This window comes from Wolbachia endosymbiont (group B) of Ischnura elegans, assembly GCF_947251585.1.
In the GTDB taxonomy this organism is placed as follows: domain Bacteria; phylum Pseudomonadota; class Alphaproteobacteria; order Rickettsiales; family Anaplasmataceae; genus Wolbachia.
Map to the genome: position 1 here is coordinate 964364 of NZ_OX366371.1, position 21962 is coordinate 986325.

The following is a 21962-nucleotide window of genomic DNA, read 5'->3' on the forward strand; positions in this document are numbered from 1 at the left end:
AAAAGATGTCATCTAAGTGGCTGACACTGGAAAATCGATTGTAAATAAACTGACTACATAAAATTTTTGATCAAAATCAGTGCTATAAGGTAACCGTTCACGGAGATAAGGTGGTTTACAAAGTAAGTATAAAAGTGTAAAGAGATAGGAAGCTAAATATGGAATGGGTAAATGACAACAGTGCTGCAAGAAAAGGTTGTAGCAGAAAACGCTAATCTCAAGGAAGAAATAAAAGCACTGATCAGAGAAAATGATAGCTTGAAAGCAAAAATAGTTGAATTAGAAGACAAATTGGGCTTAAATTCGCAAAATTCATCGCTGCCACCATCACGAGATATATATCGTAAGAAAGCAAAAAAGAAAAGTGATAAAAAACCAGGAGGTCAGCCAGGACATAAGGTGCATAAGCGTGAATTAATGGCTGCAGACGAGGTAGTGAGATGCACAATTGATACAATTTGTATGTGTGGAGGTAAGATTACTTTAGAAGATGAAATTATTCATCAGAAGGCAGAGTTGCCAGAAATTAAGCCAATTGTAACTGAGTACAGGTTGCAAAGAGGACATTGTAGCAGTTGTGTTAAAAGTCAATAGAAAAATTGATGTAGCTGTGAATAAGTACTTAAAATTTGTGTGGGCGTACTTATTCACAGCTATGCTATTGCTATATAGAAGCAGTTTTAGGGCTATACTCCTCAGTAAACAGTCTACCGTCTCTTACTAAAGAGTTAGCAAGGATAAGTAATTTTCTCATTGCAGCAGTAGAGGTAACTTTATATGGTTTTTTATATTGATTGTATAGCCTATCAAAGAAGATTTTTATATAAGAATTGTACCTTTGCGCACTAAGAATGCACATATGTAAAACCTTTCTAATTTGTGATCTACCACCCTGAATACACCTTTTTCCCTTACTAAAACCACTATCTCGATTAAAAGGTGCAACTCCGGAAAGGCTGGATATTTCTTTATGTTGGAGAGTTCCAAGCTCGGGTAGATAACAAATAAAAGTAATAGCTGTTATTGCACCTACACCAGGTATACTAGTTATTGACATGTACTTTTTTTTAAGCTCTTGATTTTTATCGACTAATTCCATTACCTCATCTTCTAAGACTTGAATTTGATTTTGTAAAACTGCAAGTAGCTCTTCCATTTGTTTGATTATAGATAAATCGGTTACTTGATGAGCTTGGGTTTTTTGTATTTTTGCTATTTCTACTAGTTGATTCCTGCGAGATAATTTTTGCTTCAAACAGTCAATACTACTAACTTTTAAAGGAGTGACACGCATGTCTGTATTACTAACATAACGTGAGATGATGCTACAGTCTATTTTATCAGTTTTAGTAGCAATACCAAGGCTTTTTGCATAATCTCTCACCCATCTTGGTTGAATGACATATACTTCAAAACCATGGCTTAATAAAGTATAAGCACATAATTTTTCGTACCCACCAGTTGCTTCAAGTCGAACTTTGGTTACGTTATGTAAACGCAAAAAGTCGATTATTTGATCAATAGCTTGAACGTTATTTTCAAATACTTTATGATGTCCAAGTGGATGAATATGGATATCTAGTTTATTTTTGCTAATATCAATGCCAGTAATAATATTTGATAAATTCATAATCCCTCCATAAATAATGTGTATACTGCATTTTCCACCCTTATATACGAGCCTAAAAGCTCAACCAGTTGTTCGGAACTTTCAGTATAATAAACCAGAGAGGAGAACCTGTAACCGTTCACGCAATGGCGTCAACTTAAGAGCCTTCATTAGCAGACTCTCCTAAAGACATGATGGCGTTTAGGCTTATCAACTTTGTCCATTCACGGTATAAGAAAGTAGTTTACAAAAATTGCATAATTAGTATAAAAAACAATAAACTAGATAGATGAGGGGTTGATGATAGAGGTGCTACAAGAAAAGATTGTGGTATTGGAGTCAGAAGTTGGTACTCTGAAAGCAGAGAATGATAAGTTAAGGACAAAAATAATTGAGCTAGAGGATAAGCTGGGTTTAAATTCAAAAAATTCATCGCTGCCACCATCGCAAGATGTATATCGCAAAAAGACAAAAAAGAAGAGCGATAAAAAACCAGGCGGGCAGCCAGGACATGAAGCGCACAAGCGGGAATTGATGGTAGCAGATGAGGTGGTAAAATGTTCAATTGATACAATTTGCATGTGTGGAAGCCAAGTTATTTTAGAAGAAGAAACTGTGCATCAAAAGGTTGAATTGCCAAAAATTAAACCGATAGTGACTGAATATAGGCTACAAAAAGGCTACTGTAAGGCGTGTAAGAAAAGGATCTCAGCTAGTCTGCCTGAAGGTGTGACAAGGGATCTTTTAGGAGCTAATGCAAAAGCAGTAATTAGCAGTTTTAGTGGATTTTTTATCAATTCAAAAAGGGAAGTACAGCAAATTTTGAGCAGCATATTTAATCTGAATATAAGCCTAGGTTTGGTATCAAAGACCGAGGGTAGAGTATCAGAAAAATGTATATCTGAATACGAAAAAATAAGAGAAGAGCTACGGAAAAGCAAGTATTTACATATAGATGAAACAAGCCATAGGAACCAGGGAAAGAAAGGTTGGAGTTGGGTAGTAACGAATAAAACAGCAACACTTATGAAGTTAGTTGGATCTCGCGGAAAGAAGATATTAAAAGGGCTATTGCCAGAGTATGATGGAATAGTTATAAGCGATAGGTATGCTGCGTATAATTACTTTAATCGTGAAAACAGACAGATATGCTGGGCCCATTTAGCAAGGGACTTTGAAAGGTTTTTTTACAGTAAAAATGTTGAAGTGAGCAGAATTGGCGCAGCATTAAAATCGCTGAGCAACAGGGTATTTGTGGTAGATAGAGCACGTAAACAAAACCTGATAGACAATTTAAGATTTTTCCGGTTAATGAGGAAGATTCGAAAAAGGGTGAAACATTTTTTGCGAGAGATAACAAGGGTTGCAAAAGGAACTCAGGCCTCGAGAATGGCTGCCAATATACTACGTTCTGAAGATATGATGTGGAGATTCGTGCGCAATCCTGATCTGATCGAGACAACCAATAACCTTGCAGAACGTCAGGCTAGACGGTACGTCATTTATCGTAAAAATAGTTTTTTCACTTGGTCAGAACGTGGAGAAAAGTTCATTGAAAGAATGCTTTCGATATTTTTGACTGCACGTTTGAATGATCAGAATCCTGTCCAGAAACTACAGAATTTAGTCGCTATTCCTGCCTAATTGGGAATATTCCGTGAACGGTTACAGGAGAACCTTGCTGCAAAACGGTCCTTATGACCAAGAGTATGTACGGTTCCTCCTCTCTGCGTGTCTTTATACCGCCATTTCGTGACATTTATAAAGACTTGTTTTTAACATATAAGAGTATGTAATAAAAGAATTACAGCAAATTTACCCGAAGGTGTTGCAAGAGATTTTCTAGGACCCAATGCTAAAACAGTTATAAGCAGCCTTAGCGGCTTTTTTATTAACTCAAAAAGAGAGGTACAGCAAATTTTGGGCAGTATTTTTAATCTAAATATAAGCCTTGGTTTAGTCTCAAATACTGAACGCAGGGTATCGAAGAAGTGTGCATCTGAATATGAGAAAATGAAGGAAGAGTTGCAAGGAAGCGAGTATTTGCATATAGACGAAACAGGGCACAGAAATCAAGGAAAGAGAGGCTGGAGTTGGGTAATAACAAACAAAGCGTTGACACTTCTGAAGGTAAGCGAGTCTCGTGGTAAGAAGGTGTTGAAGAGTTTACTGCCAGAATATGATGGTATAGTTGTGAGCGATAGATACGCTGTATACAACTACTTCAATCGTGAAAATAGACAGATATGTTGGGCACATCTGGCAAGAGATTTTGAGAGATTTGCCCATAGTAAAAATGTTGAAGTGAGCAAAATTGGCCAAGCACTAAAATCGCTCAGCAATAAGGTGTTTGTAGTAGATAAGGCAAAAAAACAAAATTTGATAGATAATTTGAGATTTTATCGACTGGTGCGAAAAATTCGGAAAAGGGTAAAACATTTTTTACGTAAAATGACGAGGGTTGCAAATAGCACTCAAGCTTCAAGAATGGCCGCTAAGATGTTACGATCTGAGGATATGATGTGGAAGTTTTTAAGAAAACCTGAAGTGATAGAAACAACTAATAACCTTGCAGAACGGCAAATTAGACGGTACGTAATTTATCGTAAAAACAGCTTTTTCACCTGGTCAGAACGTGGAGAAAGATTCGTGGAAAGAATGTTGTCGATATTTTTGACATCACGTCTAAATGGCCAGAACCCCTTTCAAAAGCTACAGAATCTAGTAGCTGTCACTGCTTAGTTCTTTAATTCATTCTCACAATCCGTGAACGGTTACCCTATAGGTACATTTTGTTCATCACCTATTCCTTCAGTTTTTACAAGATTTACAACTTTTCTCTCGTAGATTTCACTTGCTAAGTGTAGTAATAAACTACAACCTAGTAATGCAGCAAATCCGATGAGTATTTTACTGTTTAAGCAACTAGATTGGTACTGTAACACCAAACCTGCTATTAATAAAATAGGAGGGAGATAACTCGAACATTGGGAAGTAAAAATGAAATATTTAAATCTTTTACTTTTTAATATTTCTTCCCATCTCTCTTCTTGATCTAAATTTTCACCTTGTTCCCGTTGAGAATTTTGCAAATCTACAATTTCTTTCATTAAAGGTGATATCAAATAAATAGATAAGAAAAAAGTTGTAACAAATGTTATTAGGCTCGCACTAAACAAAATGCCAAGTGTATCAGTAAAATTAGCAGCCTTATATAGCTTACACCCCAAGTAAATATACGACACTAATGACGAGATGAACAGTAGGAAGCTTACTAAACTAAAAACAACATAATACTTTGTATGCTTATCATTCTGACGTTGCTTAATCAATTGTACACATCTTCGCATTTCTTCAGGAATGATTAATCCCTGATTCTTTCCACTTAGTGGTTTAATATATTGCAAAAGTGCTGCTTTATTTCTGTTGAGGGCCTGCATTTTTTCATCGCTACCTCCTGGTTTATCTGGGTGACACTTTATTGATAACCTTCTATAATTTTTTGCTATTATATTAGATATTTCTAAGAAGTTACGACCTTCTACTTCTTGCACTTGAATGCCTATCTCTTTAAATAAACTTTCATTATAATCATATTCTCTTTGTTCTTAGCTTATAGCCCATGTCTCCACCTCATAAATTAACTAACTATTAATACTTTATAATATATAAATTTCCAAATCATGTCAATTCTTTCATTCATGCTTATTGTATGAATTATTTCTTTCACGACTACCATGACAAGTGTATGAAAGTTATCATTTAGTGCATAATAGTGCTTCAATGTTTAGGGTTACAGTTTTCATTGGTCATTTGAGTTACTCAAATCCAATTCATGCCAGTTCTATCTATCTTGTCATTTAAGTAGCCCTTTTTGTGTAATCCCAGTACCCTCTCTTTGATGTCATCCAAGTAGCTTACACTGGCTTTCCGTAATCTCAAAAACGTTGTGTTTTAGCATAATTTTGTGCTCAATATGCTTGTTTATAGTAAAAATTTCTGGATTTCAGCATCAAATGCTGGAAGGCTTTGTTGCATAGCTAGTGTTGGTTGAGGTTATTGTAAGGAGAAAAGCTTATGGTTACTAACGCATTTTGTTGTAAAATAGGCATTTTTCAAACAAGTATAACTTATGCCACAAAAAATGAGAGTAAGTAACCAAAGAGAATATAATGAGTTTCTAAAAAAAAGAGGAAATGTTTTTCATTTTGTTAATCAAGCCATAGAAAATTGGTATGAAAATAGTCCAAAAGTTGCAGGTGGCAATAACACTTATAGTGATAAAGTTGTAATTTTAATACACATAATAGTTCATCTTTTTAGAATTGGCTTGAGACAAGCTGTAGGTTTTGTAAAAGGTTATATGGTACAAATAGGCAAAAAACTTAAGATTATCAGCTATACACAAGCTTCCAGAAGATTTAAAAAGCTTAATTTGAAGATTGATGACCATAGAAGCAATAAAGATGATCTGGAAAATGTTGAAATTGCCGTAGATAGCACTAGAGTTAGTATCTACAATAATAACGGTGGGCATAGTAAGCTTAATATTCGAAAAAGAAAATACAGTGGTTATGGTCAAGTAAGAAAATTACATGTTATTTTAAACATAAATGATAAGAAAGCAATAAGCATGAACTACACTAGTGGTGTTGCTGTAGACTATTTGCCGGTCTGCGATATGTTAGAAGAAGTCAGTGATAAATATAACATTTGTTCTATTCGAGCAGATGCGGCTTATGATATAAAAAGTGTGTATAAAGAATGCAGAAAATACAATATTGTGCCTATTATTCGCCCTAGGAAGGATACTAAAATTTGTTTAGCTGACTACTTATCAGAAAGAAACAAGTATATTAGTAGAATTAGGTCATATGAGAATTATGAAGATGGTATTAATGAATGGAAGAAAAAAGTTAAGTATGGAGCACGGTCTTATATTGAAGTCTTTTTCTATAGGTTGAAGCAAATATTTGGGTTTGGCTTGAAAAATAAATCAGAGGTAAATCGTGAAAAAGAGCTGTTAATTAAGTGCTACTTACTGAACAAATTTACTGATATTGGTATGGCTAAATTTAAATTAGCTGCGTAAGTTCATTGTGATTTACATGCCTATCAGTGCTATGCAACAAAGCCATCCTGGAATATGGGTATCATTCAAGTAGCCCTTTGTTGTCATCCCAGTGCTCCGACACTGGGATCCAGGAACCAGCGTCACGCGCTGGCTCTCTAAAATTACTTTAGCTACAAATATTAAGAAATTTACTAAATAAAAAAAAGACAAAAAAACCCGTATAGCGAGTTTTAATAATGTAAATTGATAATGTGCTAACGCTTAAAATAAGCGCGATTTGGCTGAATGTAGAAAAAATTTAAAAGACATGCAGCCGCTATAATTTTTATGTAATTTGCCAATAAATATCTGAGTTTTTTACTGAATTTTGTTGTTAAATCTGCAGAGATTAAAAACAAGGATAAATACTTTTGCTATTATAGTAAGGGAGATGGCGTAATTTGTCAAGTTAAATAAGCTAATTTATTAACATGTAATAATTAGGCAGCTATTGCAGATTGAATGTTTAAATGATCACTAGCTTTGAGGTTTTGGTTTCATCTATTTGCGGCTGACTAATCATAGTTCGAATGAAATTGGTTGCCATAAAGCTACAACCTAGAATAAAAAAAGCAACGGAAATAAAGGGAATAATAGGAAATTCAAGAGGTAATATAGATGTAATTCCTCCTATTAAAAATGAAACGCTAGATGCAATATCAAGACAGATCTTCATTAGTTTCTCTTGCCGAGGAACGAGTTGCTTATTAAGGTCACGCTGACTGAAATGATCAGTTAATGACCATACATTTAAGACAAGAGAAAGTGCACTTAGTATAGTGCTGGCAATAGTAAAATACAAGCTTAAGGCAGAAATATTCAAAGCTAATGCTGCTATGTACCCACTCAAAGAAGCAATAGATAATGCAGTAACTAAGCGTTTTGAATAAGTTCTTATTTTCTTTCTGTAAACAAGCCTCTCTTTGTCGCAACTCATAAACTTAAGTATAGTAAATATGTTATATTATAGCATTAATTAACTCAAAAATCAATATAGAGTGCCCGAGAGAAGACTTGAACTTCCACAACTTAAAAAGTTACTAGCACCTGAAGCTAGCGCGTCTACCAATTCCGCCACCCGGGCTTTTTGTGATTTACTATGTTAAAATTAAATAATATACTTAAACAATTTTTAGCTCAAAGGTAATGCCAAATCTAGATCAAATATTTTTTGCTCAGAACAATGTTAATATTAATAATGTATATAAAATAGTCAACAACGCTTTGAGCAATAGTGATGGTGGTGAGCTATTTTTAGAGTTTTGCCAATCAGAGTCCCTGGTTTTTGATGATAACATATTGAAACACATGGATTTGAATATCAGAAGGGGATTTGGGTTAAGGTCCTTTTGTGAGGATAGTACGTCTTTTGTTTGCTCTTCTGAAATTAGCGAAAAGGAAATTAGTAACGCTGCTTCTATAGTGAAAAACTCAGTATCTTTAAACAAAACAAATTCAATAAACTTAAATGAGGGAACAAGAGAGCTGTATTCAAAGATTAACCCCATAAATGAAATGGATCTGAACTCAAAGATTAAACTACTCAATGAGGTTAATGAGTATGTAAGGTCCAAGAATAACTACGTGAAGCAAGTAAAAATAACTCTAAGTGGAGAATGGCAAGTTGTACAAATAATAAAGGGTGATCACAGGTTAAGCGATATTAGGCCTTTGGTACGTTTTAATGTATTAGTCATCCTAGAGAAAAATGGCCGAGCTGAGAAAGGCTCTTCAGGGCACGGTGGAAGAGACTCTTATAGTAAGTTTGTTTCTGAGAAGAAGTGGAAAGAAGTTGCAAATCAAGCGTTAGAGCAAGCGCTGGTAAATCTTGAGGCAATTCCAGCTCCGGCTGGAGAGATGACAGTTGTTTTAGGTTCAGGTTGGCCAGGAATATTATTGCATGAAGCTGTAGGTCATGGACTTGAAGGTGATTTTAACCGTAAAGGAATCTCGGCATTTTCAAATTCTATGGGTAAACAAGTGGCAGCCAGTAACATTACTGTAATTGATGATGGAACTCTACCTAATTTGCGTGGTTCTATTAGCATAGACGATGAGGGTACTTTACCTGGCTATAATGTGCTTATAGAAGATGGAATTCTAAAAGGATATATGCAAGATCATATGAACGCTAAACTCATGGGTGTAAGCCCAACTGGTAATGGTAGAAGAGAAAGTTACAAAGAAGTTACCATGCCACGCATGACAAACACCTATATGTTGCCAGGAAAATATACACCAGAAGAAATAATATCCAGTGTAAAGAGAGGCCTATATGCAGTAAATTTTGGTGGTGGACAAGTTGATATAACATCAGGAAAATTTGTTTTCTCATCTTCGGAAGCTTACCTAATAAAAAATGGTAAAATTACACAACCAGTCAAAGGAGCAACGCTAATTGGTGATGGGCCAACAGTGCTAAAAAAAGTATCAATGATTGGTAATGATCTAAAGTTAGATCCTGGTGTTGGTACGTGCTCAAAAGACGGACAAAATGTGCCTGTTGGAGTTGGTCAGCCAACACTCAAGGTCGATGCAATAACTGTTGGTGGAACTGAATATGTAGATAAGGGCTAAGCGAACTCAGCTCATGCTGTACAATTATATTGTAACCATTATTCAACTAGCTCATATAGAGTAACCGTTCACGGAATATTCCCAATTAGGCAGGAATAGCGACTAAATTCTGTAGTTTCTGGACAGGATTCTGATCATTCAAACGTGCAGTCAAAAATATCGAAAGCATTCTTTCAATGAACTTTTCTCCACGTTCTGACCAAGTGAAAAAACTATTTTTACGATAAATGACGTACCGTCTAGCCTGACGTTCTGCAAGGTTATTGGTTGTCTCGATCAGATCAGGATTGCGCACGAATCTCCACATCATATCTTCAGAACGTAGTATATTGGCAGCCATTCTCGAGGCCTGAGTTCCTTTTGCAACCCTTGTTATCTCTCGCAAAAAATGTTTCACCCTTTTTCGAATCTTCCTCATTAACCGGAAAAATCTTAAATTGTCTATCAGGTTTTGTTTACGTGCTCTATCTACCACAAATACCCTGTTGCTCAGCGATTTTAATGCTGCGCCAATTCTGCTCACTTCAACATTTTTACTGTAAAAAAACCTTTCAAAGTCCCTTGCTAAATGGGCCCAGCATATCTGTCTGTTTTCACGATTAAAGTAATTATACGCAGCATACCTATCGCTTATAACTATTCCATCATACTCTGGCAATAGCCCTTTTAATATCTTCTTTCCGCGAGATCCAACTAACTTCATAAGTGTTGCTGTTTTATTCGTTACTACCCAACTCCAACCTTTCTTTCCCTGGTTCCTATGGCTTGTTTCATCTATATGTAAATACTTGCTTTTCCGTAGCTCTTCTCTTATTTTTTCGTATTCAGATATACATTTTTCTGATACTCTACCCTCGGTCTTTGATACCAAACCTAGGCTTATATTCAGATTAAATATGCTGCTCAAAATTTGCTGTACTTCCCTTTTTGAATTGATAAAAAATCCACTAAAACTGCTAATTACTGCTTTTGCATTAGCTCCTAAAAGATCCCTTGTCACACCTTCAGGCAGACTAGCTGAGATCCTTTTCTTACACGCCTTACAGTAGCCTTTTTGTAGCCTATATTCAGTCACTATCGGTTTAATTTTTGGCAATTCAACCTTTTGATGCACAGTTTCTTCTTCTAAAATAACTTGGCTTCCACACATGCAAATTGTATCAATTGAACATTTTACCACCTCATCTGCTACCATCAATTCCCGCTTGTGCGCTTCATGTCCTGGCTGCCCGCCTGGTTTTTTATCGCTCTTCTTTTTTGTCTTTTTGCGATATACATCTTGCGATGGTGGCAGCGATGAATTTTTTGAATTTAAACCCAGCTTATCCTCTAGCTCAATTATTTTTGTCCTTAACTTATCATTCTCTGCTTTCAGAGTACCAACTTCTGACTCCAATACCACAATCTTTTCTTGTAGCACCTCTATCATCAACCCCTCATCTATCTAGTTTATTGTTTTTTATACTAATTATGCAATTTTTGTAAACTACTTTCTTATACCGTGAATGGACAAAGTTGATAAGCCTAAACGCCATCATGTCTTTAGGAGAGTCTGCTAATGAAGGCTCTTAAGTTGACGCCATTGCGTGAACGGTTACCATATAGATGCAAAAACTACTTAACAAATCTCTCTGCCTTCCTTGCTATGACGTCCAGTACAATGTTGCAAATTAAAAATCTCTCCATCCTGGGCTGGTTCTTCGATTCTAAATGCCACCTCTACCTGGTCATGACTAATCTGAATTCGTTCTACTAATGCTTGTATTAGATAGAACTTGATCTGACACTTTAAAAAAGTAAGTTATAAAATAATAAAAGAAAGGAGTGTTAGATATGAGTACGATACAAACAAAAATACTAAAACCAAAGTTAGGGTTATTAGAACTAGCAAAGCAATTAGGTAACGTATCACAAGCGTGTAAGGTGATGGGTTATTCGCGTGATACATTTTATCGATTTAAGGAGTTATATGAAAGTGGGGGAGAAGGAGCATTACATGAAATAAGTAAGAAAAAACCCCTATTAGCAAACAGAGTTTCCGAAGATATAGAAAGGGCAATAATTGGCATAGCTACAGAATTTCCAGCATATGGACAACAAAGAGCTGCAAATGAGCTGAGAAAAAGGGGTGTAATAATTTCCGAAGGTGGCGTAAGATCTGTATGGCTAAGAAATGACATTGAAACGTTCAAAAAAAGACTTAAAGCCCTTGAAGCAAAGGTTGCACAAGACGGCATAATTTTAACTGAAGAGCAACTTGCAGCATTGGAAAAAGTTAAAGAGCAAAGAGAAGCTCACGGTGAAATTGAAACAGAACACTCAGGTTATTTAGGGTCTCAAGATACTTATTACGTAGGCAATATCAAGGGCGTTGGGCGCATTTACCAGCAGACTTTTATTGATACATATTCGAGAGTGGCTTTTGCTAAGCTTTATACAGATAAAACTGCTATTACCGCTGCCGACTTGCTGAATGATAGAGTAATACCATTTTTCGATGTACAAAACGTGCCATTATTGCGCATTTTGACTGATAGAGGTACAGAATATTGTGGTAAACCAGAAAATCACGCTTATCAGCTTTATTTGGGAATTGAAAATATTGATCATTCAAGAACTAAAGCCAATTCACCACAAACTAATGGCATATGCGAAAGGTTTCATAAAACTATGCAAGATGAGTGTTACAATATTATCTTTAGAAAGAAAATCTACAGTTCTTTAGAAGATTTGCAGATAGATGTTGATCATTGGTTACGCTCTTACAATGAGACCAGGCCTCACTCAGGTAAATATTGCTATGGTAAAACGCCTATGCAGACTTTTCTTGATAGCAAACACATTGCTTTTCAGAAAAATATTAGTAACGTTAAACAAGAGACTGATATTAGTTTTAACTACCTCAATTCTTCTGTCAGTTAATTCGTTGCTGTCAGATTAAGTTGTGTCTAGTACAACTAATGCTTTAATGATACCACGCTTAGTTTGCCAATCTAGCTGTTCCAAGTTCGATTTTATACTAGTATAAAGACTCTTTATACTGTTGATGATAAGGTTCATTCCCTTCTCTATTGCTTTTTGATCAACTACCTTTTTCTTCTCTTCTTCTATCCCTCTTAAGCGTTCCCTCATTCTTTTCATCGTCTGTTTAAATTCTTCCTCACTTATATATCCTTTATCTCCTACATTTTCTTGACTATAATAGTCTTCCATTAACTTTTCGATGCCTTGTTTTATTTGATTTTCCCTTCTTGCAAACTTCTTATCTGATGATTCATCATTTTTATTTTCTGCAATTCTACGGTGATACTCATTTTTTATTATCTCTGGGTTTTTTAGTAAATTTTTCACCTTTTCCCATATAGCTGTTTCTAACATATCTGTACGGACCAATTTATTAGTACACTTCTCCCTACCATCAGTAATACGTATAGTACTACTACAGCGATAATAGCTAAACTTTTTTCCCTCAACTCCACATTGTGCACCACTATACGCATATCCACAGTTTTGACACACAACTAGACCTTGTAATAGGTATTTCTTTTTTCCTCCCTCTCTCTGCATCCTTGCTCTTTTTCTATTTTCATCCAGTTGCTTTTGTACTTTATTAAATAACCCTTCATCAACTATTTTTGGTACTGGTATATAAATCCAGCTGTCCTCATCTGTGCGACAGATAGAAATCTTTTGTTTATTTCTTTCTCTTTTTTCAACCCTCTTTAATTTACCAAACGCTGCTTGTCCTTTATATGCTGGATTTCTTAACACCTTCCAAATTATTATTGGACACCACACCTTCTTTCCAGTTCTTGTTCTAATTGACTTATCTCTTAGTCTACGTATCACTTCCCTTATACTTATTCTCTCTTGCCCTACCCACATGAATATCTGCTTTACTATTTTTGCTTCCTCTTCATTTATTTCAAACTTTGTCTTTTCTCTATCTACATGCTTTATACGATTATAACCAAAAGGTGCAATGCCAATTACACTTACACAGCCTTTTTTTGCTCTATGGAGTTTTCCCCTACGACTACGTTCCATAATCTTTGTACACTCATATTCTGCCACTAATCCTTGCATTCCCAATAACAATTTAGACTCTGGATTATTTTCAGTCTTATGATTTAAGAATATTACTTCTACTCCTGCTTTTTCAAATTCATCAAGTAATATCATTTGATGTGCAGATTTTCTTGATAGTCGGTCAGGTGAATGAATATAAATTTTATCAATTTGATCTTCTCCTACTTTATCACGTAATGCATCTAAACCTTCACGTTCTAAACTCCACCCACTAAGCCCATCATCCTTAAATTCATACTCATTCAATAACTCATGCTTATCTGCAGCAATTCTATGCTTGAGCTCGGCAATTTGACTCTCTATTGTATTGTTCTGCGCTTGACTCTTCGATGAAACTCTTGCATATAAGGCCACTGTTATCATTTTTCTTTATCTCCTTTTCATTGTTTCTTTTTACCGCATACCTTAGTAACAGCTCATAGGCGTCTGCTAGATGTTGTTCCGCTAATTCATCTGGCTCGTATCGGCAAGTTAATGTTCTTTTTCTCATAGTTTCTCCTGCAAATGTTTTTGTAGTGCAAGGAGCCTTACCACTCCTTTTTTCCATCAATCCATTTACTCTTATGAAAAAGACCAACTTTTATCAGCTACAGCCTTCAAATTTGGTCTAGCCCTTCCTTTACCAACTGCTGTTGCGCTTTCTGATACGACTCTTATTTTTTTAACAAACTTTCCATTTTCTCTGTTTCTTTCTTTAATACCTCGGCTATTTCTTTGCTATTTTTCGCATAATCCATCGCTGTTATTCCAAATTTATCTGCTTGCTCTATTTCAGCCCCTGCTTTTACTAGCTCCTCCACTATTTCTTTTTCTCCTACCATACATGCAAGATGCAGCGGAGTGCATTTATTGCCATACTCTTCAGCATTTACATTCCCTCCTGATTTTATCAATTCTCTAACTGTTTCTAGACGTTTCTCCGTTATCGCTAGATGCAGTGCTGTATGTCCTCTTACATCTGCTGCATTCACATCTACTCCTTTTTCGATTAATAACCTCACTGTTTTTACCTCTACTGCATAATGTAGAGCTGTTCTTCCTTTTTCGTCTCTTTCATAAATATTTTTAAACGAGTTCTCTAATAGTGACTTATCTTTTTTACCCAGCTTTACCATAACTTACCCCACCTTTTCTTTAAACCTAAGCCTTCCTTTTTACCACCTCATCTATCATTGCATTCACTTGGCTGATTATCTTGCTTGCTAAATTTTGACATTCTTTCTTTATTAGCGATTTGTCTCTCTTCCTTATTTCTCCTATCTCTATTATTTTTAGCTCCGGCAAATAACTCCCATTCAACATGTCTGCTATTTCTCCCACTAGCCCCTCTATTCCATAGCACGTCAGTTCTCTACTTTTTGTTATTCCTCCTTTTTCTCTCAAAAATTTACTCGCCTTTTCACTCTCTTTGCTATCACATAGACGATACTTTTCACTTTCCCAGATGTAATACATTGGCGTTGCGCCGTACTTATTCAGTTGATTAACTTCAGCTCCAGCCTTTACCAGCTCTTTTATTATTTCAACTCCTGCTCCTTTGCACGCAGAGTGGAGTGGCGTACATCCAGTGACATATTGAGTGGCATTTACTTCTGCTCCTTCTCTTAGCAGCACTTTTACATTTTCTAAACTTTTTGCGAATACTGCACAGTGCAGAGGTGTATAACCATTTTTATCTCTTGCATTAACCTCTGCCCCTTTTTTTATTAATAACCTCACTGTTGTGTAATCGGAGATTTCTACTGCTTGGTGCAATATCGTCTCTCCTTCTTCATTTCTTTTATTAATATCGTTACTTGATACTTCTTTAAAAAACTTACTCTTGCTAAAACTGTTTGGTAGAAGCTGTAGCTTTACTCCTCTCGTTTGAGTTTTATTACTACAACTCCCCCTAAAGAACCGTGCTTGCAGATTTCCCGCACACGGCTCATCAATATTAGTTTTCACAGTCGTCCCTCTTATGCATATAAAGAAAAATGTATTTTTGGCTTTGGTAATGGATTTACTTCTACGTAGTGTACAAACTGTTCCCAGGTCATACTCTTTTTCTGACTACGCCGATTTATCCATTTAAATGCTAGCTTTCTTACTGATGTATAAAATTGTTTTAAACACCAATAATTTCCGCTAATACCAAAGTAGTTATAGTGTCCTGTTAATTTAGCCTTCAGTACTTGCCACCAATCTTTAAGTCGAATACTTCCGCGGACTTTTTCCAACCACTCTTTGATTTCTTTTAGTTTTCTGGCTAGATTTAACTTTGAGGTTTTATGTCCCATCATTAATCTACCAAGACGACTTTTTGCACCATAGTGCGTAAACCCCAGAAAATTGAAACTTTCCGTCCTTCGTTTCTCTCTTATCGCTTGTTGCCACTCCCTCTTGCCAAACTTTACTACTCTGGTCTTGTTTTCAGATACTTCCAACCCGAATTTATTTAACCTTTGTTTCAGTAATTCCAGAAATTCTTCCGCGTCTACCTTACTTTCGCAACAAACCACAAAATCGTCGCAAAACCTTATTAGTTGTATATATCCTCTGGATCTTGGTTTAAATTTCTTTTCAAGCCATAAATCCAACACATAATGTAAGTATATATTTGCTAATACAGGACTTACTATACCACCTTGGGGTGTACCTTGTTTTGTTGCTTCATAATATCCAGCTTCAACTATCCCTGCCTTAAGAAAACGCTTTATTAACCACAGTAAATTTGGGTCAGTTATTCGTTCCCTTAGACATCTCATTAGCCATTTATGCTGTATATTATCGTAGAACTTCTTGATATCCACTTCTACAATGTAGTTTATTGGTTTGTACCTAACTGCTTTATCTAGTGCATTTACCGTTTGATGACAGTTTCTTCCAGGTCGAAATCCATATGAGCTGTCCAGAAAGTTTGCCTCGTAAATATTTTCTAATATCTTCTTCAGCATAATCTGTACCAACTTATCCTCAGTTGATGGTATTCCGAGTCCGCGTTTCTCTTTACTTCCGGCTTTTGGTATATACACCCTCCTCACCGGTTGTGGTTGATATTGCTTTCCCTTCATACTATCCACTAGTCCTTCCAGTCGCTCTTTTAGATTTTCTCCGTAAGCTTCCACTGTTACCCAGTCTATTCCACAAGCCTTGTTACGCTTTAGCTCTTTATAACACTCTGCAAGGTTTCCTACATTTATTAGATGTATTAGCGATGTGAATTTCAGTCGCTTATCTTGCTTTGCTCTTACTGCTATCTGGTTTAGTTTATCTTGCATGTTATTCCAACCTCCGTTGTATTGGCATAGCAATCCCTATACCAGTTACTATATTGCTGATCGCTTCCCCTTGTACGTGGCTTTCCCACACTCCGAGTACTATCAATCAGTCCGACTTCCTCTGCATCTTCCGCTAGTTCTTGCCTTTGTTGACTTGTTCCAGCGTACCTTTATAGGAATGCATAGGATCTCCCAAGTTCACTTGAAGTCCATTTCAATACATGGCACGGTCTCAGATCCCGATAGAGTGAGTGATAACTCGCCTTTGCATTATCCCTCATGCTGTCTTCCACCGAAATGAAAATGTCGACCTCTATGTCTTCAGGTATTTCGGGACTCAATCCCTTCACTTTCGTTGTACCCTGCATTGTCCATTCCACTAGCTCTATTACACTCGTTACCTCATGCAACATAGTGGTCTGTTCTAAACTGTTGGCTAGACTTTGTTTATGTTGGATTTTCACCAACTGTTCTCCAAGCACTTCTTGGCGCACCATTTCATACCTCACAAAATTAGCTTTTCTAGCGTCAGATAAATTTCTTATATTTACCTGCTGCTATTCAAGTCATGTCTATTTTAGCATAAGAAAGCAAGTCTTTTTCTTTTTATTTCATACACTTTTACCTATTATTAATATAATATATGAGGATCTAAATATAAATGCTTAGCTTATTAGAGATATTACTTGACTACTTTTCCAACTTCTGTGCAAATGTCGATGTTCGTGCCACCTAAGTACTCCTGGGTAAAACACTAAAATGTAATTTTCTAATTCGTGTATTGAGTCTTTTTGCTCTGAATCTGAGTCATTTTTATAGTAAACGTTGTGTTCTGCTAAAACATATTTTCTGACCTTCTGATCTGTATAATTTTCTACTTTGTAACGATGGATAATACTGAATCTTTCTAAAATTGGTTTGTGTTTTAAATTCCAACGTTGCCCTGAAAGTGTATCGCTTCCCAATACAAATTTATTTCCTCTTTCCTCTACACTACCAACTGGAAAACATGCGTTTATTTCTCCTAAATTCCAACTGTTGTAAGTTAAAAATATGATATAAAGGAGATAAGAGGGAAGATAACCCTACTCACTATAGGAATAGAGTTATCACGGGCGTGTGCGACCGACCAACTGTTGGTATTATAACCGTTCGGATCAAGGTACACTAGCCCATCTCTCGATACGTTTGAATAGTTGCATGGGACATATGTATGCACCCGTTTACAATCTTAAATTAATTAAAACTAATCGAGGTTATTATGATTACATCTTATCAAAATTTTATTGGCATTGATATCGGAAAATTTAAAAATGTTGTTGCAGTTCACAAACAGAAGAACGCTGTCGAATTCGACAATGATACTGCTGGCTGGCAACAATTGTTTCAAGATTTTTCAAATATCTTACCTAATTCTTTAGTAACTCTGGAAAACACTGGAAAATATGAGCTTGGCTTAGCACATTTTCTTGTTGATAAAGATATTGCTGTACATCGAGCTAATACTCGCAAAGTAAAAAGCTTTGTTCTATCTCATGGAACTTTAGCAAAGTCTGATCAATCAGATGCAAGAGCCCTTGCTCAGTATGGGTTTGAACGCTATAGTACTCTATCTCTATTTGCACCTATGTCAAAAGAACAAACAACCTTAGTTGCACTTTGTCAACGTCGTGATGACATTACAAAAATGAGAGCTCAAGAGAAATCTAGGCTTGCAGCACCTGAAAACGACCATATAAAAGAAAGCTGTCAGAAAACTATTGAATTCTTTAATAGCCAGATAGATGAGCTCAACAATACCATACAAAAAATTATTGATGAGAATCCAGAGTTACAAAAGCGCCAAAAAATCCTTAAAACAGTTCCAGGAATAGGTGCAAAATTATCTCAAGATTTTCTGTGTCTAATGCCAGAACTTGGTTATGTAAGTAGGGGAGAAATTGCAAGTCTTGCTGGAGTTGCACCTCATCCGAAAGAAAGTGGTAAAACTATTGGTTATCGCAGAATAAGTGGTGGCAGAAGCAACGTTCGTGAAAAGCTTTTTACAGCTGCGATGTCTGCTTCAAGGTCTAAGTCTGCGCTTGGTGCCTTCTATTCAAGGCTTGTTGGTAAAGGTAAAAAGAAGATGGTGGCTATGACAGCTCTAATGCGTAAAATCATAGTAATTGCCAATGCGAGGCTTAAAGAAGCAGTCAATGTGAATTAAAAAAATCTGCATAGAAAATAGGTTAACGAATATGTGCGTCTACACACATTTAAAGCACATATTCGTTAACCATAAGATCTAAGCAGTAACTGTTGTTTGATACAAAATTTTTCTATGATTAAGTTAGGGTTTTTATTGTCAAAAATGCACTTTTTACTCGAATAAAAAACAAAATTACAAACAAAAGTTGTAATGAAACTAAATTCAAAAAATTTTAAAAAACATAGTTGTCTGTATTAGATAGAACTTGATCTGACACTTTAAAAAAGTAAGTTATAAAATAATAAAAGAAAGGAGTGTTAGATATGAGTACGATACAAACAAAAATACTAAAACCAAAGTTAGGGTTATTAGAACTAGCAAAGCAATTAGGTAACGTATCACAAGCGTGTAAGGTGATGGGTTATTCGCGTGATACATTTTATCGATTTAAGGAGTTATATGAAAGTGGGGGAGAAGGAGCATTACATGAAATAAGTAAGAAAAAACCCCTATTAGCAAACAGAGTTTCCGAAGATATAGAAAGGGCAATAATTGGCATAGCTACAGAATTTCCAGCATATGGACAACAAAGAGCTGCAAATGAGCTGAGAAAAAGGGGTGTAATAATTTCCGAAGGTGGCGTAAGATCTGTATGGCTAAGAAATGACATTGAAACGTTCAAAAAAAGACTTAAAGCCCTTGAAGCAAAGGTTGCACAAGACGGCATAATTTTAACTGAAGAGCAACTTGCAGCATTGGAAAAAGTTAAAGAGCAAAGAGAAGCTCACGGTGAAATTGAAACAGAACACTCAGGTTATTTAGGGTCTCAAGATACTTATTACGTAGGCAATATCAAGGGCGTTGGGCGCATTTACCAGCAGACTTTTATTGATACATATTCGAGAGTGGCTTTTGCTAAGCTTTATACAGATAAAACTGCTATTACCGCTGCCGACTTGCTGAATGATAGAGTAATACCATTTTTCGATGTACAAAACGTGCCATTATTGCGCATTTTGACTGATAGAGGTACAGAATATTGTGGTAAACCAGAAAATCACGCTTATCAGCTTTATTTGGGAATTGAAAATATTGATCATTCAAGAACTAAAGCCAATTCACCACAAACTAATGGCATATGCGAAAGGTTTCATAAAACTATGCAAGATGAGTGTTACAATATTATCTTTAGAAAGAAAATCTACAGTTCTTTAGAAGATTTGCAGATAGATGTTGATCATTGGTTACGCTCTTACAATGAGACCAGGCCTCACTCAGGTAAATATTGCTATGGTAAAACGCCTATGCAGACTTTTCTTGATAGCAAACACATTGCTTTTCAGAAAAATATTAGTAACGTTAAACAAGAGACTGATATTAGTTTTAACTACCTCAATTCTTCTGTCAGTTAATTCGTTGCTGTCAGATTAAGTTGTGTCTAGTACACAACCGAGAGGTTTGAAGCTTATCTGACTTGAGGGAAATACCGGTGTTGTGGAGTGAGCAGATGGAGAAATTTTACAAATTGGTGCCTTAATTAAGCAATTAATAAGTTATTAATGTAACTAATTTATAAAATTAAATATTGTAGAGAAAGAAATATGATGCCAAAGTTCAAAAAGATCAAGAACAAAAAAAATATAATCTATAAGCTTGCAGGTGATCAGGATAATTTTACAAATGAAGATAAAAAAAAGCTTTTCAAGCTATTAAAGAAGATAGAAAACGGTGAAAGTATTAGTGAAAAATTTAATAAATCTAATTATAACACAAAGAAACTTCTTACAAAAAAAATAATTTACAAAGATGAGGAAAAGGAAGGGACTCTGACGCTGCTGTGCCAATCTATGTTCTATAAAAATAATCAAGCTTTTGAGGAGCTTTTACAAGAAACAATAAATCAAGGAATCTTACAGGATGTTCTCAGTGAGGAATTGACCCAAAAATTGCCAAATGGTCTAACAATAACTTACACAGCACTGGTATCCTGCATATTAGAGAAAAATAGTAAAGCTGTTAGAGGAGTTCTAGAAGCTTCTAAAAAGAATGGTATTTTGAAAGAAATTCTCAACCAAAAAGTGAAAGTAAAGAAAGCAGAAGGTCAAGAGATAAGCTATACACTGATTGATTATACTAATAAACAAAATTGTAAAGAAATTGCATTTATTCTGAAGGAGTTTGAGGAAGTTCTGAATATAGAAGTTGAAGCTGCAAGTAGTAATGTTGAAACTAGATGTGAGGGTATCAATAAAGACTGTAGAGATCTTGAAATACACGAAACTATGTTTGCAAATAGTGAAGAAACCCAAAATATTTCAACAGGAAGCAAAGATCTTAAGCCCACATGTGAAACCAGTGTAAAAGAGGAAAACAAAGACGAAGAAAATTCTTTGAATTTTATTACTGATGAGCAAGAAGAAATCGTTAATATATTTGAGAAAGATGCAGAAAATAACACTGAGTGGCACAGAGAAAATCGTCATACAAATCAACCCATCTGTAAAATCAATAAGAAAGACCAAAATACTTTTACGCAAACTAATATGCAAGAACCAAATAGGTCATTTCAAGCTGAACCATATTTTAATATTGGATATGGCATTACTAAAGATGGAAAATCATCAAATCAACCAATTTTAGCTGGAGTTGTTGGTGCAGTGTTATTAGTAAGTGGTATTGTGTTTTATATTATGGAAATACATATACTAGGGATAGTTATTGGAATTGCTGGGTTAGCTTGCGTAAGTTTTGGATTGTGTAGTAATTTAGAGCCTAATACCAGGCTTGAAAAAGTAGAGCAGCCTACTATCCACTCTTCAAACCCGATTTCTGGATTAGATTTTAGATAAATTATTGAAAATCTCGATTTTTTTAGCTAAGTCTGATCGAATTTAAAAGATGCTCATTAACTTTTCCATCGTAAATCTCGTAATTATAAGTTATCGATCTCTTTTTAATTATTAATACATAATTCAGGTTTCAGGAGTTATTAATAATTCCACAATAATATCTGCATAAAGTATGCAATAAACTAAGATTTTTAACAACTTATCTAAAATATAATCGAAAATCTATATTGTAATAAGAAATAAAAGGACATTACTGAATAAGTAACATCCTTTTGAA

Annotated in this window: 18 protein-coding genes, 1 tRNA gene and 1 pseudogene; 9 read left to right on the plus strand and 11 right to left on the minus strand. The window is 35.4% G+C overall.

Annotation, left to right across the window (positions count from 1 at the left end; genetic code table 11):
* Positions 1–171 precede the first annotated feature (171 nt).
* Entirely contained in the window at positions 172–594 is a 423-nt protein-coding gene (locus OPR58_RS04920) for a DUF6444 domain-containing protein (protein WP_265022563.1), read from the plus strand.
* A 70-nt stretch (positions 595–664) separates the two neighbouring features.
* Here the strand turns inward: OPR58_RS04920 and OPR58_RS04925 are convergent, their stop codons facing one another.
* Complete coding sequence (locus tag OPR58_RS04925; protein ID WP_265022277.1) at positions 665–1630, minus strand: IS110 family RNA-guided transposase; 966 nt, start codon at positions 1628–1630, stop codon at positions 665–667.
* A gap of 279 nt (positions 1631–1909) precedes the next feature.
* On the opposite strand from OPR58_RS04925, the gene tnpC (OPR58_RS04930) reads away from it, so the two are divergent.
* Together tnpC (OPR58_RS04930) and tnpC (OPR58_RS04935) are read left to right on the plus strand one after the other, a co-directional pair.
* Positions 1910–3253, plus strand: coding sequence for an IS66 family transposase (tnpC, locus tag OPR58_RS04930; protein WP_265022247.1), 1344 nt, complete (start codon positions 1910–1912; stop codon positions 3251–3253).
* A gap of 159 nt (positions 3254–3412) precedes the next feature.
* Complete coding sequence (gene tnpC / locus OPR58_RS04935) at positions 3413–4351, plus strand: IS66 family transposase (protein ID WP_265023147.1); 939 nt, start codon at positions 3413–3415, stop codon at positions 4349–4351.
* A gap of 32 nt (positions 4352–4383) precedes the next feature.
* Here the strand turns inward: tnpC (OPR58_RS04935) and OPR58_RS04940 are convergent, their stop codons facing one another.
* On the minus strand, positions 4384–5163 hold the full coding sequence (locus tag OPR58_RS04940; RefSeq protein ID WP_265023103.1) for a J domain-containing protein: 780 nt from the start codon (positions 5161–5163) through the stop codon (positions 4384–4386).
* Positions 5164–5741: 578 nt separating this feature from the next.
* Here OPR58_RS04940 and OPR58_RS04945 point away from each other — a divergent pair.
* A complete protein-coding gene (locus tag OPR58_RS04945) occupies positions 5742–6701 on the plus strand; it encodes an IS5 family transposase (RefSeq protein ID WP_265022212.1) in 960 nt (319 codons plus the stop codon).
* 487 nt (positions 6702–7188) lie between these two features.
* On the opposite strand, the gene OPR58_RS04950 is transcribed toward OPR58_RS04945, so the two are convergent.
* Together OPR58_RS04950 and OPR58_RS04955 are read right to left on the minus strand one after the other, a co-directional pair.
* Positions 7189–7659: a hypothetical protein gene (locus OPR58_RS04950; protein WP_265023104.1), complete on the minus strand. Its 471-nt coding sequence runs from the start codon at positions 7657–7659 to the stop codon at positions 7189–7191.
* 62 nt (positions 7660–7721) lie between these two features.
* Positions 7722–7806: transfer RNA gene (locus OPR58_RS04955), tRNA-Leu, on the minus strand.
* A 62-nt stretch (positions 7807–7868) separates the two neighbouring features.
* On the opposite strand from OPR58_RS04955, the gene tldD reads away from it, so the two are divergent.
* Complete coding sequence (gene tldD, locus OPR58_RS04960; protein WP_264686764.1) at positions 7869–9299, plus strand: metalloprotease TldD; 1431 nt, start codon at positions 7869–7871, stop codon at positions 9297–9299.
* 85 nt (positions 9300–9384) lie between these two features.
* Here tldD and tnpC (OPR58_RS04965) read toward each other — a convergent pair whose 3' ends face one another.
* On the minus strand, positions 9385–10728 hold the full coding sequence (tnpC, locus tag OPR58_RS04965) for an IS66 family transposase (RefSeq protein ID WP_265022247.1): 1344 nt from the start codon (positions 10726–10728) through the stop codon (positions 9385–9387).
* A 404-nt stretch (positions 10729–11132) separates the two neighbouring features.
* On the opposite strand from tnpC (OPR58_RS04965), the gene OPR58_RS04970 reads away from it, so the two are divergent.
* Positions 11133–12221, plus strand: a complete 1089-nt coding sequence (locus OPR58_RS04970; protein WP_019236582.1) for an IS481 family transposase — start codon at positions 11133–11135, stop codon at positions 12219–12221.
* 15 nt (positions 12222–12236) lie between these two features.
* Here the strand turns inward: OPR58_RS04970 and OPR58_RS04975 are convergent, their stop codons facing one another.
* From OPR58_RS04975 to OPR58_RS05000, 6 genes and pseudogenes are all read right to left on the minus strand, one after another.
* Positions 12237–13751 carry a recombinase family protein gene (locus tag OPR58_RS04975; protein ID WP_265023105.1) on the minus strand — a complete coding sequence of 505 codons (1515 nt, stop codon included), beginning with the start codon at positions 13749–13751 and terminating at the stop codon, positions 12237–12239.
* Positions 13660–13935, minus strand: a complete 276-nt coding sequence (locus OPR58_RS04980; RefSeq protein WP_017532679.1) for a hypothetical protein — start codon at positions 13933–13935, stop codon at positions 13660–13662. Before OPR58_RS04980 ends, OPR58_RS04975 begins: the two co-directional genes overlap by 92 nt.
* A gap of 106 nt (positions 13936–14041) precedes the next feature.
* The gene (locus OPR58_RS04985; RefSeq protein ID WP_236514967.1) at positions 14042–14503 is read right to left on the minus strand and encodes an ankyrin repeat domain-containing protein; all 462 of its coding nucleotides are present in this window, start codon (positions 14501–14503) and stop codon (positions 14042–14044) included.
* Positions 14504–14528: 25 nt separating this feature from the next.
* Entirely contained in the window at positions 14529–15176 is a 648-nt protein-coding gene (locus tag OPR58_RS04990) for an ankyrin repeat domain-containing protein (protein ID WP_265023158.1), read from the minus strand.
* Positions 15177–15346: 170 nt separating this feature from the next.
* On the minus strand, positions 15347–16648 hold the full coding sequence (gene ltrA / locus OPR58_RS04995) for a group II intron reverse transcriptase/maturase (protein WP_265022346.1): 1302 nt from the start codon (positions 16646–16648) through the stop codon (positions 15347–15349).
* A 665-nt stretch (positions 16649–17313) separates the two neighbouring features.
* Positions 17314–17688 (minus strand): annotated as a pseudogene (locus OPR58_RS05000) (phage tail protein); the annotation flags it as partial.
* Between the two features lie 221 nt (positions 17689–17909).
* On the opposite strand from OPR58_RS05000, the gene OPR58_RS05005 reads away from it, so the two are divergent.
* From OPR58_RS05005 to OPR58_RS05015, 3 genes are all read left to right on the plus strand, one after another.
* Positions 17910–18854: an IS110 family RNA-guided transposase gene (locus tag OPR58_RS05005; protein ID WP_264336326.1), complete on the plus strand. Its 945-nt coding sequence runs from the start codon at positions 17910–17912 to the stop codon at positions 18852–18854.
* A 305-nt stretch (positions 18855–19159) separates the two neighbouring features.
* Positions 19160–20248 (plus strand): IS481 family transposase, encoded by a 1089-nt coding sequence (locus OPR58_RS05010; RefSeq protein ID WP_019236582.1) that lies wholly within the window; start codon positions 19160–19162, stop codon positions 20246–20248.
* Between the two features lie 189 nt (positions 20249–20437).
* Entirely contained in the window at positions 20438–21685 is a 1248-nt protein-coding gene (locus OPR58_RS05015; protein ID WP_265023106.1) for a WD_0033/WD_0034 family tandem repeat-containing protein, read from the plus strand.
* Positions 21686–21962 lie beyond the last annotated feature (277 nt).